At 70.8% G+C, this 15,270-nt stretch carries 18 protein-coding genes; 11 read left to right on the top strand and 7 right to left on the bottom strand.

Annotated features, from left to right (window positions below; genetic code table 11):
• Position 1: 1 nt before the first annotated feature.
• Together ACIP9D_RS21525 and ACIP9D_RS21520 are read right to left on the bottom strand one after the other, a co-directional pair.
• Complete coding sequence (locus tag ACIP9D_RS21525) at positions 2-298, bottom strand: MoaD/ThiS family protein (protein WP_350873819.1); 297 nt, start codon at positions 296-298, stop codon at positions 2-4.
• Positions 295-1,410: an exo-alpha-sialidase gene (locus ACIP9D_RS21520; protein ID WP_350873818.1), complete on the bottom strand. Its 1,116-nt coding sequence runs from the start codon at positions 1,408-1,410 to the stop codon at positions 295-297. Before ACIP9D_RS21520 ends, ACIP9D_RS21525 begins: the two co-directional genes overlap by 4 nt.
• Before the next feature lie 351 nt (positions 1,411-1,761).
• Here ACIP9D_RS21520 and ACIP9D_RS21515 point away from each other — a divergent pair, with 351 nt between their 5' ends.
• The 3 genes from ACIP9D_RS21515 (at position 1,762) to ACIP9D_RS21505 (ending at position 3,704) form a co-directional block, all read left to right on the top strand.
• On the top strand, positions 1,762-1,950 hold the full coding sequence (locus tag ACIP9D_RS21515; protein ID WP_350873817.1) for a glycerophosphodiester phosphodiesterase family protein: 189 nt from the start codon (positions 1,762-1,764) through the stop codon (positions 1,948-1,950).
• Positions 1,951-2,026: 76 nt separating this feature from the next.
• Positions 2,027-3,016, top strand: a complete 990-nt coding sequence (locus ACIP9D_RS21510) for an SDR family oxidoreductase (protein ID WP_350873816.1) — start codon at positions 2,027-2,029, stop codon at positions 3,014-3,016.
• 97 nt (positions 3,017-3,113) lie between these two features.
• Positions 3,114-3,704, top strand: a complete 591-nt coding sequence (locus tag ACIP9D_RS21505) for an NAD-binding protein (protein WP_350873815.1) — start codon at positions 3,114-3,116, stop codon at positions 3,702-3,704.
• A gap of 29 nt (positions 3,705-3,733) precedes the next feature.
• Here the strand turns inward: ACIP9D_RS21505 and ACIP9D_RS21500 are convergent, their stop codons facing one another.
• Positions 3,734-4,084 (bottom strand): PRC-barrel domain-containing protein, encoded by a 351-nt coding sequence (locus tag ACIP9D_RS21500; protein ID WP_350873814.1) that lies wholly within the window; start codon positions 4,082-4,084, stop codon positions 3,734-3,736.
• A gap of 129 nt (positions 4,085-4,213) precedes the next feature.
• Positions 4,214-6,217, bottom strand: coding sequence for a beta-propeller domain-containing protein (locus tag ACIP9D_RS21495; RefSeq protein WP_350873813.1), 2,004 nt, complete (start codon positions 6,215-6,217; stop codon positions 4,214-4,216).
• Between the two features lie 187 nt (positions 6,218-6,404).
• Between ACIP9D_RS21495 and ACIP9D_RS21490 the strand changes: the two genes are divergently transcribed.
• Positions 6,405-6,839, top strand: a complete 435-nt coding sequence (locus ACIP9D_RS21490; protein ID WP_350873812.1) for a TIGR03668 family PPOX class F420-dependent oxidoreductase — start codon at positions 6,405-6,407, stop codon at positions 6,837-6,839.
• Between the two features lie 16 nt (positions 6,840-6,855).
• Here the strand turns inward: ACIP9D_RS21490 and ACIP9D_RS21485 are convergent, their stop codons facing one another.
• From ACIP9D_RS21485 to ACIP9D_RS21475, 3 genes are read right to left on the bottom strand one after another with little or no spacing between them, the layout of a single operon-like run.
• Positions 6,856-7,767 (bottom strand): TIGR03619 family F420-dependent LLM class oxidoreductase, encoded by a 912-nt coding sequence (locus ACIP9D_RS21485; RefSeq protein WP_350873811.1) that lies wholly within the window; start codon positions 7,765-7,767, stop codon positions 6,856-6,858.
• Positions 7,768-7,807: 40 nt separating this feature from the next.
• The gene (locus ACIP9D_RS21480) at positions 7,808-8,200 is read right to left on the bottom strand and encodes a DUF2267 domain-containing protein (RefSeq protein WP_350873810.1); all 393 of its coding nucleotides are present in this window, start codon (positions 8,198-8,200) and stop codon (positions 7,808-7,810) included.
• Positions 8,201-8,230: 30 nt separating this feature from the next.
• Positions 8,231-8,656 carry a DUF2267 domain-containing protein gene (locus tag ACIP9D_RS21475; RefSeq protein ID WP_350873809.1) on the bottom strand — a complete coding sequence of 142 codons (426 nt, stop codon included), beginning with the start codon at positions 8,654-8,656 and terminating at the stop codon, positions 8,231-8,233.
• 741 nt (positions 8,657-9,397) lie between these two features.
• Between ACIP9D_RS21475 and ACIP9D_RS21470 the strand changes: the two genes are divergently transcribed.
• The 7 genes from ACIP9D_RS21470 (at position 9,398) to ACIP9D_RS21440 (ending at position 15,240) form a co-directional block, all read left to right on the top strand.
• Positions 9,398-9,682, top strand: coding sequence for a hypothetical protein (locus ACIP9D_RS21470; RefSeq protein WP_350873808.1), 285 nt, complete (start codon positions 9,398-9,400; stop codon positions 9,680-9,682).
• 122 nt (positions 9,683-9,804) lie between these two features.
• The gene (locus ACIP9D_RS21465) at positions 9,805-10,923 is read left to right on the top strand and encodes a hypothetical protein (protein WP_350873807.1); all 1,119 of its coding nucleotides are present in this window, start codon (positions 9,805-9,807) and stop codon (positions 10,921-10,923) included.
• A 17-nt stretch (positions 10,924-10,940) separates the two neighbouring features.
• Positions 10,941-11,348 carry a hypothetical protein gene (locus ACIP9D_RS21460; protein ID WP_350873806.1) on the top strand — a complete coding sequence of 136 codons (408 nt, stop codon included), beginning with the start codon at positions 10,941-10,943 and terminating at the stop codon, positions 11,346-11,348.
• Entirely contained in the window at positions 11,345-11,806 is a 462-nt protein-coding gene (locus ACIP9D_RS21455) for a hypothetical protein (protein ID WP_350873805.1), read from the top strand. Before ACIP9D_RS21460 ends, ACIP9D_RS21455 begins: the two co-directional genes overlap by 4 nt.
• Positions 11,807-11,954: 148 nt before the next feature.
• A complete protein-coding gene (locus ACIP9D_RS21450) occupies positions 11,955-13,001 on the top strand; it encodes an SEC-C domain-containing protein (RefSeq protein ID WP_350873804.1) in 1,047 nt (348 codons plus the stop codon).
• Positions 13,002-13,054: 53 nt separating this feature from the next.
• Complete coding sequence (locus tag ACIP9D_RS21445) at positions 13,055-13,993, top strand: aminoglycoside phosphotransferase family protein (protein WP_350873803.1); 939 nt, start codon at positions 13,055-13,057, stop codon at positions 13,991-13,993.
• A gap of 80 nt (positions 13,994-14,073) precedes the next feature.
• The gene (locus ACIP9D_RS21440; RefSeq protein ID WP_350873802.1) at positions 14,074-15,240 is read left to right on the top strand and encodes an ROK family protein; all 1,167 of its coding nucleotides are present in this window, start codon (positions 14,074-14,076) and stop codon (positions 15,238-15,240) included.
• Positions 15,241-15,270: the final 30 nt, after the last annotated feature.

The raw sequence follows: 15,270 nt of genomic DNA, 5'->3' as shown, positions 1-15,270 counted from the left end.
GCTATCCCCCGGCCATCGCGCCGAGGATGATGAACGGTTCCTTGCCGGCGATCACCTCTTCAGGCAGTGGCGTGTCGGGTGCGTCGTTGGACAGGTCCTGCTCGCAGGCGTAGAACCGCACGAACGCCCGACGCGTGCCGGTGTGCCGGTCGCGGATCGTCCCTAGCAACATCGGGTACCGCGCCTCGAGGGTGTCCAGGATCAGGCGCTGCGTCGGGGGCCCGGGCACCTCAAGGCGTACCTCGCCGCTGACGTGAGCCAGGTTCTTCAGGTGGGCCGGGAGGACGACCCGGATCACGCCAGCACCTGGACTTCCACGGAGAGCACGGCCGGTAGGTCCCGTACGATCGGCGCCCAGCTGTCGCCGCCGTCCGCCGAGTGGTAGACCTGGCCGCCGGTGGTGCCGAAGTAGATCCCGCACGGGTCGAGCGTGTCGACCGCCATCGCGTCGCGGTACACGTTGACGTAGCAGTCGGACTGCGGCAGGCCCGTGGTCAACGGCTCCCAGTCGTCGCCGCCGGTGCGGCTGCGGTAGACGCGCAGCTTGCCCTCCGGCGGGTAGTGCTCGGAGTCGCTCTTGATCGGCACGACGTAGATGGTCTCCGGCTCGTGCGCGTGCACCGCGATCGGGAACCCGAAGTCCGACGGCAGGTCGCCGCTGACCTCACGCCAGTTCGCACCGGCGTCGTCGCTGCGCATGACGTCCCAGTGCTTCTGCATGAACAGCGTGTCGGGCCGGGACGGGTGCTGGGTGATGTGGTGAACGCAGTGGCCGACCTCAGCGTCCTGGTCGGGGATCTCGCCCGAGCGCAGGCCCTTGTTGATCGGCAGCCAGCTGGCGCCGGCGTCATCGCTGCGGAACGCGCCGGCCGCCGAGATGGCGACGTAGATCCGGTCCTTGTGCACCGGGTCCAGGATGATCGTGTGCAGGCACATGCCGCCGGCGCCCGGCTGCCACGTCGGCCCGGTCGGATGGGTACGAAGCGCGCTCAGTTCCTTCCACTTCAGGCCGCCGTCAGTGGACACGTAGAGGGCGGCGTCCTCCGCACCCGCGTACACCGTGTCAGGGTCATCGCGGGACGGCTCGATGTGCCAGACGCGCTTGAACTCCCACGGGCGCGGAGTGCCGTCGTACCACAGGTGCTCCCCCACGTCGCCCGCGTAGGCGAAGTCGTTGCCGACTGCCGTCCAGCTCTTGCCGCCGTCGTCCGAGCGCTGGATCAACTGCCCGAACCAGCCGCCGGACTGGGACGCGTAGAGCCGGTCCGGGTCGGCCGGGGATCCGGTGAGATGGAAGATCTCCCAGCCGCCGAAGTGCGGGCCGTCGACTGTCCAGTCGCCGCGCCTGCCGTCGGACGTCAACGTGAACGCGCCCTTGCGCGTACCTACCAGCACCCGTATGCCGCTCATGGCCTCATCCTTCCGCTTGTCGACGGTACGGAGGGTTAGACCGTCCGTTGCGCCGAGATTCATCGGTCTCCACCAGTCGTACTTTCCGGGTACGACGAATCGGCGACGCCGGATACCCGGGCTGAGGGGCTGATTCAGATTTGCTCGTCCGGTCACGAGTCCCGGACCCGGGGGTTTCCCGGGCGTTAGGAGGGTCCGAAGGCATGAGCTCCGGACGGTTCAGGCGCATCGTCGCCACCGCGATGCCCTTGTTGGCCGTGCTGTCCCTCGCTGCCATACCGGGGCAGCCCGGCCCAGGCCGACGGTACCTCGCGACCCGGTGAGTCACGCAATCTCTGGCTGGTCGAGCGGTTGCTGCACATCGCGCACCAGAGCGGCGGGAGCGGGGCGCCGTCGAACGCCATGTACGCGTACCAGCGGGCGGTCGCCGTCGGCGCCGACATGCTGGCCTTGGACGTGCACTTGAGCCACGACGTGCTGGTGGCGATCCACGACGCCTCCGTCGACCGGACCACCGACGGCACTGGGCTGGTCCGTTGACGGATACGCCGGGACCGCCGCACGCGAACCTCGACCCGCCGGGACGGGCCGGCGAATGATCGCCTAGCGTACAGCTGTGACTGCCTTGAAGGTCCTGTTCATCGGCGGCAGCGGCATCATCAGCTCGGCCTGCGCCCGCGTCGCCGTCGAGCGGGGCATCGAGCTGACGGTGCTCACTCGCGGAGACACCACCATCCGGCCCATACCGCCGGAGGCGGCGGTGCTGCGTGCCGACATCCGCGACCCTGAATCCGTGCGGACCTCCCTCGGCGGGCGCGAGTTCGACGCCGTCGTGGACTGGGTCGCGTTCACCCCGGAACACGTGAAGAACGACATCGATCTGTTCCGCGGCAGCACCGGACAGTACGTGTTCATCAGTTCCGCGTCGGCGTACCAGACTCCGCCCGCTCGGGTGCCGATCGTCGAGTCGATGCCGCTGCGCAATCCGTTCTGGCAGTACTCGCGAGACAAGATCGCGTGCGAGGACGTCCTCGTCGCGGCCTACCGCGACGAGGGGTTCCCAGCGACGATCGTGCGGCCCTCGCACACGTACGACAAGACGTTGGTCCCGTTCGACGGCGGCTGGACCGTCCTCGGCCGGATGCGGCAGGGCAAGGCGATCGTCGTGCACGGCGACGGCACCTCGCTCTGGACGCTCACCCACCACACGGACTTCGCCCGTGGCTTCGTACCCCTGCTCGGCCACCCCCGTACGCTCGGCGACGTCTTCCACATCACCTCCGACGAGGCCCTGACGTGGAACCAGATCGCCGAGACTCTCGCGGCCGCCGCCGGGGTCGAGGCTCGCATCGTCCACGTGCCGTCGGACGCCATCGCGGTGGCCCACCCGCAGTGGGGTGCCGGTCTGCTGGGCGACAAGGCGCACTCGATGGTGTTCGACAACAGCAAGCTGCGCAGTGTCGTCCCGGACTTCGTCGCGACGATCCCGTTCGCCCAGGGCGCTCGGGAGATCGTCGCGTGGCACGACGAAGACCCGTCGCGGCAGCAGACCGACGCGCGGCTGGACGCGGTGATGGACCAGCTGGTCGAGCGATATCGGCAGTAGGACGACAACGACCGCCTGCCACAACTGCGGCCTGCGATCGGACGCGGTCCGGGGGCCGGGGCATCAACATCTGCAGCTATGACTACTGCTCGTTGAAATGTCCACGGTCGGGCCGGCCGCCGTGCGACGGTTGGCCGCGATGCTGCTGGACGGCGTTGGCCTGCTCGATGCGCCGGTGCTGGGCAGCGTCTCGGAGGCGGAGTCCGGTTCGCTACGGATATTCGTCGCAGGGCCGGAGCCGCTCGCCGAACGGTGGATGCCGGTGTTGGGCGCGCTTGGCTCGCCGATGCATGTCGGACCGCTCGGTGCCGGCGCGGCCGCCAAACTGGTAGCCAATTCGACCCTCTTCGGAGTGCTCGCTGTTCTCGGTGAGGCGCTCGCCCTCGCGGATGGGCTTGGACTGCCGCGCGACACGGCGTTCGAGGTCTTGTCCGCGACTCCCGTCGGCGCGCAAGCGGATCGGCGACGACCAGCGATCGAGTCCGATCAGTTCCCATTCCGGTTCGCGCTGTCACTCGCCCGTAAGGACGCCGATCTAGTCGTGTCGGCCGCCGAGTCGGCAGACGTCGAACTGCCGGTCGCGGTGGCCGCGCGGCAGTGGGTCGCGTCAGCCCAGGAGGCCGGCCTTGGCGACCGGGACTACTCGGCCGTAATCGCGCACATCACTGACACTGCCCGATCAGCCTGAGACCTGGCCGTGCGGCAGGCCCGTCAGGTTCAGCGCGGTCGACTCAGCCACTCCCAGGCGCGGCGGAGGCCCACCTGCACCGGGTCGTCACCCGCGCCCTCGGCCTCTCTGGCCGGCGCGTCCTCGCCCGGCTCGTGCATTTCGGCACCGGGCACCGACAGCACGACCCCCCGCTCGTACAGGTCGGCGATCTGCTCCCGGTGGGCGAAGCGGTGGGACCCGTACGGCTTCGGCGGTGCCACGATCAAGCCGTGAAGGATGTCGGCCTGTTCGTCGGCGATCACGTGCTCGACCACGCCGACGGGTGCCGAGTCGACGTCGTAGACCCGGGTGCCGACGGCGAGCGCGAGGTACGACACCCGCACGCCGAGATCCTCCACGACGCTCACGTTACCCGCCGCCTGATCGCCATGGGCCCGATCATTCGCTGTCGGTGCGGACGCCAGGCGGTGCGCGGCGGGCAACCCGCGCCCACCCAGACCGGGCCACCCCGGACACCATCATGCCGGTCACGCCGTACGCAGCCAGCCGAGGGTCTTCATGGTGGAGAGGCTGGTCGCCTTGAGGCCAGCGCCGGAAACGGTCCAGAGCACTCCGTCGACCACCAGTGACCGGCGGATCGGCGCCAGATCCTCGGGACGCCCCGTGCCCAGCGCGTGATCGACCGTGCCCACCTCGGTGAACCCGCCGTCTTCGACCCGCACAGCCAGCGCCACGTTGCTCGGCAGGGCCGGGCTGCCCGGGCCGTCCACCGCACCGGGTTCGCTCACGGGGCCTGCGCCCAAGACGGTCAGTGGAACCACGACCAGGCGTTCGGCCGGCCAGTAGAGGAACGCATGCGGGTCGAACTCCGCCTCGGAGTGCCCCTGCTTGACGTGATACTGGGCGATCCGGGTCGGCTTGGCCGGATCGGAGACGTCGAAGAGCGAGAGCTGGGTGCCCTGGACACGGCCCTGGTCGGACGCCTCCTGCCCGACGCCGAGCAGCCGTCCTTCGCCGGCCGGGTGCAGGTACGCCGAATACCCGTTGATCTTCAGTTCGCCGCTCACCTTCGGCGCCCCCGGATCACGCAGATCGACGGTGTAGAGCGGGTCGGTCTGCCGGAAGGTGACGAGGTACCCGGTGCCGCCGACGAACCGTACCGCGTATATCCGTTCCCCCTTGCCCAGTCCCGTGACCTTGCCGACCTGGGTCAGCGCCGTGCCGTCGGCGCGCAGGACGTACACGCTGGACGTCGAGTTCGGCTTGTCGCCCCACGTACGGCCACTCGTGGTGGCCACTCTCAGGTGCCCGTCCCACTCGGACATGGCGTACTGGTTGATGAGCCAACCCGGTACGGACGCGGCAGCGACGTAGCGCGGGGCACCCGCGCCCGAGGTGTCGAACTGATAGATCTCGGTGGTCTCGTCCTTGGGACCGGGTGCGAGGTTCCGCGCGGTCAACATCGGCAGCACCCGCCAGCGCTGGTCATTGGCGACGTACAGCCGAGGTCCGTTGCTGTAGACGGTGTCGCCGTCGGCGATCACGGTGACCGGGTCGCCGCCGTCGAGCGTGGCCGCACCGAGGTCGAAGCTGAGCACGGTCACCAGCGACGTGCCGGAATAGATGGCCGGCCGGCTCACCCGGTCGCAGCCGACCCGTCCGGTGCTGGTTCGCCCGCCGGAGGTGACCTCGTACCGGGGCAGCCAGTCGTCGGTGGTGGCGTTGTCGATGATCTCGCGATTGGCGGCGGCGCGCTGCTCGTCGGTGGCCCGTTCCTGGTACGGGAAGGTCAGCCGCGGCGCGGAGCGGACCACGACACGGACCGTCGTGCCCACCTGGCGGGCGTCCACCAGATTGCCGTCGATCCCGTATTCGCTGATGACCTTCGGCGCGCCGGAAAGGTCGACCATGATCAGCCGGGGGCCGACGGTGCCGTCCGGCATCGGGGCGTCTGCCGGGACGGCGCGCGTGCCTTCCCCGGGAACGGCCGGTTTCGCCATCCCGGCCCACCCGTCGCGGCGCAGCACAAGCGCTCGGTCACCGTGCAGCAGCAGGGCGTCTTCGGCCCCGCCAAACCCATCGGCACCCGGTGCCAGTTCCAGCTCTCCGGTCAGCCGGCGGGTGGCCGGGTCGACCACGTACAGCTTGCCGGCGCTCACGGTGACAATCCGCTTGCCGTCGCTCTTGACCAGGTCCGGTTCATCGGCCCCGGCCTCGTGCGTGTTGGTGCCCGAGTAGCCCTTGGGCGCCGCGTCCGCCCGCCCCGCGGCGGCGGGCGCCCCCGCCTGTTCCGCGCTGCCGAAGGTACGGATGTCCCCGTTCGGCCCGAACCCCCAGGGCCCGACGTATGCCTTGGCAGCCGTCTTCAGCTGCCGCAGCGCCTCCGGGCAGGAGTCGAACGCGACGAGCCGGAACCCGCCGGCCGGCACTCCCTGGTCACGTGGCGGCACGGGGACCGGCTCCGCCGTACAGCCGGTGACCAGCGCCAGGCCGGCGACCAGGGCCAGGCCGATGACGCGAGCTGGAGTCATGACTCGGAGGACGCCGGTGGCGGTCGTTGGATGGGGTACGTGGGCACTGCTACCCGTCATGCCCCCTACGACGTGGCTGCCCCAGGTCGGGTTCCCACCATCAGACGGCGCCGGCACACCCATCGGCTCAACGACGCCCGGCCACAACGAGTCACCGTGACGGGTGTCGGCTGTTACCGTCGGGCCTGTGCCCGCCGACGAACTCCGGCATCGGGTCCGGTCGGCCAGGGTGGCGCGGCTGGCCACCGTCCGAGCGGATGGGCGTCCACACCTGGTGCCCGTGTGCTTCGTCCTGCTCGACGATGTCGTCTACCACGCGGTGGACGAGAAGCCCAAGCGCCACCGGCGGCTACGCCGGCTGGAGAACATCCGGGCGACGGGGCACGCCTGCCTGCTGGTCGACGCGTACGACGAGGACTGGTCGCGGCTGTGGTGGGTCCGGCTGGACGGGCACGGCCGGCTGGTGGAGGACCGCGCGGAGGAGGCCGCGGCCCGCGCGGCGCTGGCCGACAAGTACCCGCAGTACGTCCAGCGGCCACCAGCCGGGCCGGTGATCGCGGTAGCGGTGAGAACCTGGTCGGCGTGGTCCGCGGCGGACGCGGCAGCCGACCCGGCCGGGTGAGCGCCCGTCAGGGCTGTCAGCGGGTGGGAGCGAGGGCGTCGAGCACCTCGTCGGCCCGGCGCAGCGACGCTTGCGCGTCGGCGCGGGGTGAGCCGATCTCCGGATCGAAGTTGAGATCGACGAACACTTCGGTGATGCCGGCTTCGGCAAGTCTGCCAAGATCCGACCGGATCTGCTCGAGCGTGCCGGTGAGCGGCTCGCGCTCGGGCGGGCCAGTCGGGCGTACGCGGACCGCGCCGCGGCAGACGAATCGCAGTGAGCGCGGATCTCGGCCCGCCTCCGCGGCGGCGGCCTTGACGGTCGCGATCGCCTCGCCGATGCCCGTCAGGTCCGCCTGGCTGCCACTGACCCAGCCGTCGGCGAGCCGGCCGGCCCGGCGCAGCGCGGCAGGCGCCTGGCCACCGAGCAGAATCGGCGGGTGTGGCCGCTGCACGGGTTTCGGCTCCAGGCGTGTCGGCGGGACCTGGTAGAACTCGCCGCGATGCTCGGCGACGTCGTCCTGCCAGAGGGCGCGGAGAACGGCGAGGAACTCCTCGGCCCGACGGCCCCGCCGATGCTTGCTCACCCCCGTCGCCTGATACTCCTCGTCCGCCCAGCCGAGGCCGAGTCCCACGTCGAGTCGTCCGCCGGCGAGGATGTCGAGAGTCGCGGTCTGCTTGGCCAGCAGCACCGGAGAGATGAACGGCATGTTGAGCACCGCCACGCCGAGCCGCACCCGCGTGGTGTGAGCCGCCAGGAACGCCAGCGTGGTCAGCGGGTCCTGGACGCAGTGGTAGGTCTCGCTCCAGCCGAGGTCGGCGGGCACCAGGAGCCGCTGGAACGTCCAGAGCGAGTGGTATCCGAGCTGCTCGGCGCGGCGGGCGACGTGGACCATGGTCTCCGGTGTGGCCCACGAGCCGGAGACGGGCGGGGCGAATCCAACCTCCACCCGCGCACCGTACCCGGATCGGGCCAGGAAGTGGCTCGGTTCAGGGCCCGACGCCGCGGGCCACTGGATGAAGCAGCTGCCGGATATCCCTCGGCAGCTCGGCTTCCAGACTGTCGAGGTCCTCGGGGCTCAACGCCTCGCGTAGGGTCGTCAACACGGCGCGGGCGCCCTCAGTGGGCCGTTCGTCATCCGTTCCCGCGCGGACCCCTACCTCGTTGAGGAACTCCACGAGGTCGAGTCGTTCGGCGAAGTCGACTTCCTTGTGCAGGTACCCCCGCAACTCCTCGGGGAGCTGGGTGGCCAGGTCCCGCGCCTCGCCGCCACTGACCCCTTCCGCCAAGGTCGTCAGCGTGGCTCCGACGAACGTCGCCGCCTCCGCCGCCGGCATGCCCGCCCGCTTCCCCACCGTTTCGAGAAACTCGGCGTAGTTCACCAGTTCTCCTTCCGGACCAGTCAAGGTGCCCTAGGAGCTGGGGCGCTGCCCGCCACCGGCACCCACCGGTTCGATCACCTGCCGGAACTCGTTCGGAAGCTGGGCCACCGCGTTCTCGAACTCGTCACGGGTAACAGCCTCACGTAGCGTGGTGAGCACCGCGCGGACCCCGGCACCGGCGAGCGCACGGTCGATGGCCGGGCGGTCCGCTTCCGCCACCCGCCGCACGAACTCGTCGAGCCCGAACGACCTGGCCTGTTCCTCCCTTCTATTCGGTGGCGGTTTGCGCAGGTGATCGTCAAGCCCATCGGGAAGCTGATAGGCAAGGTCCTCAGCCTGGCCGGCGCTGATCCGATCTCCCAATGTCTTCAACGTCGCGCGGGTGAGTGTCGCCGCCTGATCGGTCGACACCTTTGCCCGCGTGGCCACTGCGTTGATGAAATCCTGGTATTCCACCTGATTCTCCTCTCCGGCCCGATCGCCGTCGAACCGCCAGTTATGAGCCTCTGACCTCAATACGCCGCGGTTCGGTCCGGTGCGTCTTGCCCCCGCGTAAGGGTCAACACCCCGCACAGGAAGACCCCGCGCCGACGCTGTTCGGGTCGATGTCGCCCCGCAGCGTCACGACGTGTTCGAACTGGCCGGTCCCTGAGTTCCCGGCGACGGAGAGAGGATTCCCCTGCGTTCCCGCTCCTTGAGCTCGCCCGTGATCCCCAACTGGTTGTCGCGCAGCGACCCCTCGACAGCCTGCGGAACGGGGGTGAGCGTGCCTCATCCCGATCGGGCGAATCAGGAGTGGTTGTTTACCACCACCGCAGTTGCGTCGGATTCCGTATGCCAGCCAAGCGGGTCAGCCCCGCATCCCTGATCCCGACACTGCCGGCCGAACCTCTGGTCGCCGCCTGGCTGCTCCAGAACCCGCGCCAGGCCCTCAAGATCGTCCCGCGCCATCCGTCAGTTACCCCGACCCCGACCCCGACCCCGACGCCGACTCCGTGACGGCTGCCCACCGTTGGAGCGAGCTGCGGCACGAGCGGTGTGGAGGGGCGTAGACGGGGCTGCGGTGAGGCAGAATCGAGGGACGTGATCAAGCGGATCATCGGGGAGATGCGACATGACTGACCTGACCGGCGCTGTCCGGCGCGAGCGCACCCGCACCGCCGGCCTACTCGCCACCGAGGCCGAAGGACTCCCGCGGTGAAGTTCAGCTTCGACGTCGGTGTCGAGGAGCGGCACCAGGTGACCTTCTCGTTCGACAAGGTCTGGGGTGGCCTGTCCATCACCGTCGACGGCCAGCCGGTGCACCGCGAACTACGCGTCCTGTCGGTCGAACTGGTCAAGCGGTACCAGTTCACGGTGGGCGTGCACGAGCGGCACGACGTGCTCATCGAGAAGGAGCGCAAGCTTATGTTCGCGGGCTTCCGACCGCAGCAGTACCGCGCGTACGTCGACGGGCAGCTCGTGGCGGAGCACACGGGCTGACCGTGACCCAGGGTGGAAACAGCTTCACGTCGTGCCCCCATCGCGGCCGTCCTCTGTAGGAGGATGTGCGGTGCGATGACCGGCCGGGGAGGTGCCGGTCGGCGTACACGGGGGCGTTTCTCATGGGTTTTGACGTCGATGTGGCCGCGTTGCGCGGCCTGCCGACGGTGTTCGACCGGCTCGGCGACGACGCCCGGGCCGGGTTGGGCTACATCGACACGAACACCGCGCTGGAGTACGGGCCGGGCTTCATCAACCGGATCAGCGGCAAGCACGAGCGGGCCGTGTCCGACGTCCGTGGCTTCGTCGAGGACGTCGCCAAGTTCACGGCCAGCCGGACCGGGTCGTCGCTGCGGCAGTCGCTTGACTACTACGAGCGCACCGACGGGGCGGCGGCGGAGCAGTTCGATCGCGCCTTTCGCGGTGGCGGTCAGGTCGACCGGTCGCAGTTCGCCAGCTTTTACCGATCCACCGGGTCGGCGGCGGGCTTCGCCGACCGGGCGGAGCCTCGGGAGAGCTTCCGGGCGATACCCGACTACGGCAAGGATGACGCGTTCCAGTTCGAGCCGCAGTTGTGGGACATCGCCAGTCCGACCTCGCTGACCCGCGACGCGCTCTGGGGCGCCACGTGGCTCGCCGCCAAGCTGGGCATCTGCGACCGCGCCTACGACCCGTACGAGAGCCTCATCAAGCCGATCGCCGGCGACTGGACCGGTGTGCGGGGCTGCGCCGACGTGTTCGACAACGTCGCCTCGGCCCTGGGTGGCATGGCGGTGAACGTGCGCTGGGCCGCGCTCGGCAGCGAGCAGTACTGGCAGGGCAAGGCGGCCACGGCGTTCCAGGCCCACCTGGTCAACTCGGCGCGCAAGCTCGACGAGGCGGCCGTGCCGCTCGTCGCGTTGGCGGCCGAGTACCGCAAGACCGCCGAGGCCATGTTCGAGATCGGCAAGGTGCTCGGTTCCCTGCTCTCCGACCTGGTCGACGCCGCCATGATCTTCGTGGCGGCGGCCAGCACCGCCGCGGCGACCTCGGAGACCATCGTCGGCGGGGTGGTCTTCGGGGCGGCGGCCCTCTACGAGGGCTACAAGATGTGGGACCTCTTCAAGGAGGCGTTGGATCTGGTGGGCCGGGCCGACTCGCTCACCAGCGCGTTCACCTCGGCCGTCGGCGATTTCGGTCTGGCCGCGGGCGCGGATCAGCTTCCCGTCCTGGCGCCGCCGCCCGACGGTCTGCCGAAGTGACCGCATCATCGGGGAGGATGTCCAGCGTGAACGAGGTCCCGCCCGCCCGTCCGGACGACGTGCTCGCCGCGGTCGACCGCACCCCGTACGGTGCGGTGCTGCGCGACGAGTCCCGCCGGCGGCAGATGATCTACGAGGCGATGCTGGCCGGCCCCGACCCGATCGGCCGGGAGATCGGGCAGCAGTTGCTGGACGGCAGCGTCGCCCCTCGGGGACTGCTCGCCGTGACCGACTACCAGGAGTACTTCAGCCGGGCCCGGACGGACGCGGAGCGGCTCGACCTCGATGATCTTGCCGCTTCGGCGGCGGCGTTGGCCGACGACCAGCAGCTCACCGGCGACCTCGACCAGGACGCGGCCGCCGGCGCGGACGACGAGCCGCCGGCGCCGGACGAACCGGAACGGCCCGAGGATCCGCCCCGATGAGAGCCCTGTCGAAGCAGACGAACCGCTGGCTGGGACGCGGGCTCGTGGCGCTCGGTTGCGTGCTCGCCGCGCTGTGCCTGGGCCTCATGGGCTTCGCCCGGGCCGGCGCCGTCGACGCCGGGCACACCTGGAACGGCGCCGGCCCTGCCTACCTGACCAGCGCCGTACGCGGCGGCCAGCATCCGTGCACCATCACCCCCGATCAGGGCGAGGCGCGGACGGTGGATGTGCCGTCCTGGCCCAACCGCGGTCCCCAGGTCGACGGCCGCCGGGTCGATCCGTGGTTCTCCGGATCGGCGGAGATCTCCTGCGTCGACCCGGTCTATCTCAGCCAGGGCTGGGTGGTGCGGCTCTACCCGCTGGTCGAGCAGTGGCTGGTGCTCCTCGCCGGGATCGCGCTGGCGCTGGTCGGGCTGAACCGGCTCGGCCTGTTCCGCCACACCTCCCGCTACCCGTGACGCCGGCGTGCGCATCTCCCGCTGCCCGTGACGCCCGCCGGAAGACCTGCACATCTCCGGCTGCCCGTAACACCTGCCGGGCGGCGTGAGATGGGCGTTACAGGTGATCAGCCCGCGCTCGGGGTGCGCGCCGACGTACCGTGAGATCGTGCCGAAAGACGTGATCACCAGCGCCGACCTCGCCGAACTTCGCCGTACCGCCCTCGGGACGGCCAACCCGCTCGGCGTCGCCGCCGACCTGGCCGACGCGGTGGAGCAGGGCCGGCTGGCGGACCCGGACGACGCCGGGGACGCGCTGGCCCTGGCCGCCGAGATCGCCGAGGTCCGGGCCCGGTTGGACGCCGCGCTGCGGTACGCGGACCGGGCCGTGGCGGCGTACCCGAGCACGGACGATGTCCGGGCCGGCTTCGCCCGGGCGCTGCGGGCCCGGATCATGTTCCGGACCGGCGGCCGGGAGGACGAGGCGATGGCGGAGCTCGCCGCGCTGCGCCCGCTGCTGACCGAGCAGCCCGAGGCCCCCTCGTACGTCAGCGCGGCGCTGGACGCCGGTGGCCGCTCGGCGACCGCCGACGAGTGGCTGAGCGAGGCGGTCGACACCCTGCTCGGCGAGCGCGCCACGGCCGCCGAGGCGCCGGAGCGGGCCGGGGCGGCCGCGGAACCGGCGGTGGAGGTCGGCCCGCCGGAGGCGCCCGGGGTCCTCTTCTTCCTGCTGCAACAGCGGCACCGGGTACGCCGGAACCTCAACCTGCCGCACGACCGGCACGACGATTTGGCCGACCGGGTGGAGGCTCAGCTCGTCCGCCGGGCGGAGCAGCGCCAGGCCACCGAGCCCGACCTGGTCTTCTTCCCCCGGCCGGAGTTCGACCGCCTGCTCGCCGAGCACCCTGAGCTGACCGAGGTGTACGGGCCGGACTGGGACGAGCACCGGGCGCGGCTGGAGAAGCAGCTGGTCCGGCTGGCCAACGCGGGCCGAGGCGGGTTGAGCGTGCTCACCGGATCGGTGGACGGGCTCACCGGCTTCGCCAGCCGGAACAACGGCGAGCTTGGTGATTCGAGCATCCGGGAGCGGTACGCGCGGGAGCGTTCGGCCCAGCCCGACGCGCACATCCCGTGGCCGCCGGAGCGCAACGACGCCTGCTGGTGCGGTTCGGGCCTGAAGTACAAGAAGGACTGCCTGCCCCGCTCCCGCAGCTGACGTAGCGGACCCCGTGCTGGCCGTGGCGGGGCGCGCCCGTAGATGATCAGGGCGTGAGTGGACTGCCAGGGCAGGAGATGGTCGGGGCGGACGTCGTCCGCAGCGCGCTGGGCGAGGCCTGCCCCGGCGTGCGGGTGGCGGGCATCCGCGGGCTGGACGCCGGCTTCACCAGCAGGCAGTGGGTGGCCGACACCGACGAAGGCCCGTTGCTGGTGAAGACCCCGGTGCGCGACCCGGACCCGGAGCACCTGCGCCGGTTGATCGCCACCACTCGTCGCGCCGCCGAGGTCGGCGTTCCGGTGGTGCGGTTCCGCGGGTTCGTGCCGCGGAGCGCGGCCCTGGGTGCGCCGGTGCTGGTGCAGGAGTACCAGGAGGGCACGCCCGCCGATGCGGCGTGGGAGGCGATGGACTCCTCCCAACGCCTGCGGTTCGCCACGGACCTGGGTCAGCTCGTGGGCCAGATCCACGACTGCTCCGGCCCGTGGTTCGGTGACGTGCTCGGCGCCGAGAAGTACCCGGACATCCGGATGTTCCTGCACGCCCTGGTTGATTCCCGGCTCGGTGGAGCACCGGAGGATTTCACCTCCGTCGGGCGTGACGGCCTGGCCGCGGCGATGCACCGCGCTGTCGGCATGGTGCCCGCGGACGCCGCGCCGTCGCTGACCCACGGCGACCTGTGGCGCCAGAATCTCGTCCTGCGGGCTGGCCGGATCGCGTGCCTGCTCGACTTCGAGCACGGCGGCTACGCGGACCGGTTCCTGGATTTCGGCAAGCTCGACGAGCACATCTTCAACGGGTTCCCCGACGGGCGGGCGGCGTTCCTGGCCGCCTACGGCGAGGTCTGTGCGCTGCCGGACGACTGGGAGTCCCGGGTCCGGCTCGGGCACGCCATCCACGCATTGTCGATGAGCGTCTACTTCCTGCGCTGGACCCCGAAGTGGGCGCCGCAGTACGTGCGCGAGTTGGAGCGGTGGTTGTCCACAGAGCCGTGAGCGGGGATGCCGACTGTAGGCCGGCCGCCTCACGATAATCAATACTTGAAGAAGTTAAATATTCGCCTACGCTTTCAGCCATGTTTCCTGGGAGTGACACGGGTTCGCTGGCCGGGGCCCCGGCGGCGACCGCGGTGTTCACGACGGTGCTGACCGAGGGGCCGGTGAGCCGGGTCAGCCTGGCGCGCCGGCTCGGGCTCTCCTCCGCCGCGGTCACCAAGGCCGCCCGTCCGCTCATCGAACTGGGCTACCTGCGGGAACTGGCCGCGACCGAGCGGACCGGGCCGGGCGCCGGACGCCCGGCGAGCCCCCTGGTGGTACGGGCCGACCGGGAGTTCTTTCTCGGTGTGAAGATCACCGCCGACGAGCTGATCGGGGTGGTCTGCGACCTGCGCGCGCAGGTGCGGGCCAGTGCTCGCCGGCCGCTGACCGACCCCTCCGTCGAGGCAGTGCTCGCCGAGGTCGGCCGGCTCACCGACGGGCTGCTCGCCGCCTTTCCCGGCGACCGGAGCCGGGTTCGCCGGCTCGGGCTCGCCCTCTCCGGCGACGTGGACCGCAGCACCGGCCTGGTCCGCTACTCGCCGTTCCTGCACTGGCGGGATATCCCCCTGGGCCAGCGCGCGGCCCAGGTCACCGGGCTCACCGTGACGGTGGAGAACGACGTGAAGGCGCTCACCGCCGCCGAGCACTGGTTCGGTGAGGGGGTGGGCGCGGAGTCGTTCGCGCTGGTCACCGTCGGCACCGGCATCGGCTGCGGCCTGGTCGTCAACGGCCGGCTGGTCTCCGGCTCGTACGGCGTGGCCGGCGAGATCGGCCACCTCGCCGTCGACACCACCGGCCCGGACTGCCACTGCGGTGGTCGCGGGTGCGTCGAGTCCGTCGCCGGCACCGACGCCATCGTGGCGCAGGCCCGGCAGCGCACCGGCCGCCACGACCTCACCATGGACGAGGCGGTGGCCCTGGCGCGCGGCGGCGACGAGCAGGTCCGCGCCGTCTTCACCCGCGCCGGCACCGCGATCGGGTGCGGCATCGCGGCCGTCGCGAACCTGGTCGGCCCGACCCGGATCGTCGTGTCCGGGGAGGGGCTGGCCGCCTACGACCTGTTCGACACCCACATCCGTACCAGCTTCGAACGCCAGGCGTTCGGCGCCGCCGCACGGTGTCCGCTCTCCATCCGCCCGCTGCCCTTCGAGGAATGGGCCCGCGGCGCTGCCGCGGTGAGCATCCAGTCGCTCGTTCTTCCCTGACCGCTCGGCGTTCCACTCGCCCTATCGCGA

The sequence above is a fragment of the Micromonospora sp. NPDC093243 genome, from assembly GCF_044753725.1.
Taxonomy (GTDB): domain Bacteria; phylum Actinomycetota; class Actinomycetes; order Mycobacteriales; family Micromonosporaceae; genus Micromonospora.
Note: the sequence above shows the minus strand (reverse complement) of the source record. Positions and strands in the feature narration are given on the sequence as shown.

What these genes read in the sequence shown, in the direction of transcription:
- ACIP9D_RS21465 (WP_350873807.1), top strand. Translation starts at nt 9,805, where the DNA reads ATGGGTTTTGACGTCGATGTGGCCGCGTTGCGCGGCCTGCCGACGGTG.
- ACIP9D_RS21455 (WP_350873805.1), top strand. Translation starts at nt 11,345, where the DNA reads ATGAGAGCCCTGTCGAAGCAGACGAACCGCTGGCTGGGACGCGGGCTC.
- ACIP9D_RS21505 (WP_350873815.1), top strand. Translation starts at nt 3,114, where the DNA reads ATGTCCACGGTCGGGCCGGCCGCCGTGCGACGGTTGGCCGCGATGCTG.
- ACIP9D_RS21460 (WP_350873806.1), top strand. Translation starts at nt 10,941, where the DNA reads ATGTCCAGCGTGAACGAGGTCCCGCCCGCCCGTCCGGACGACGTGCTC.
- ACIP9D_RS21440 (WP_350873802.1), top strand. Translation starts at nt 14,074, where the DNA reads ATGTTTCCTGGGAGTGACACGGGTTCGCTGGCCGGGGCCCCGGCGGCG.
- ACIP9D_RS21495 (WP_350873813.1), bottom strand. Translation starts at nt 6,217, where the DNA reads ATGACTCCAGCTCGCGTCATCGGCCTGGCCCTGGTCGCCGGCCTGGCG.
- ACIP9D_RS21520 (WP_350873818.1), bottom strand. Translation starts at nt 1,410, where the DNA reads ATGAGCGGCATACGGGTGCTGGTAGGTACGCGCAAGGGCGCGTTCACG.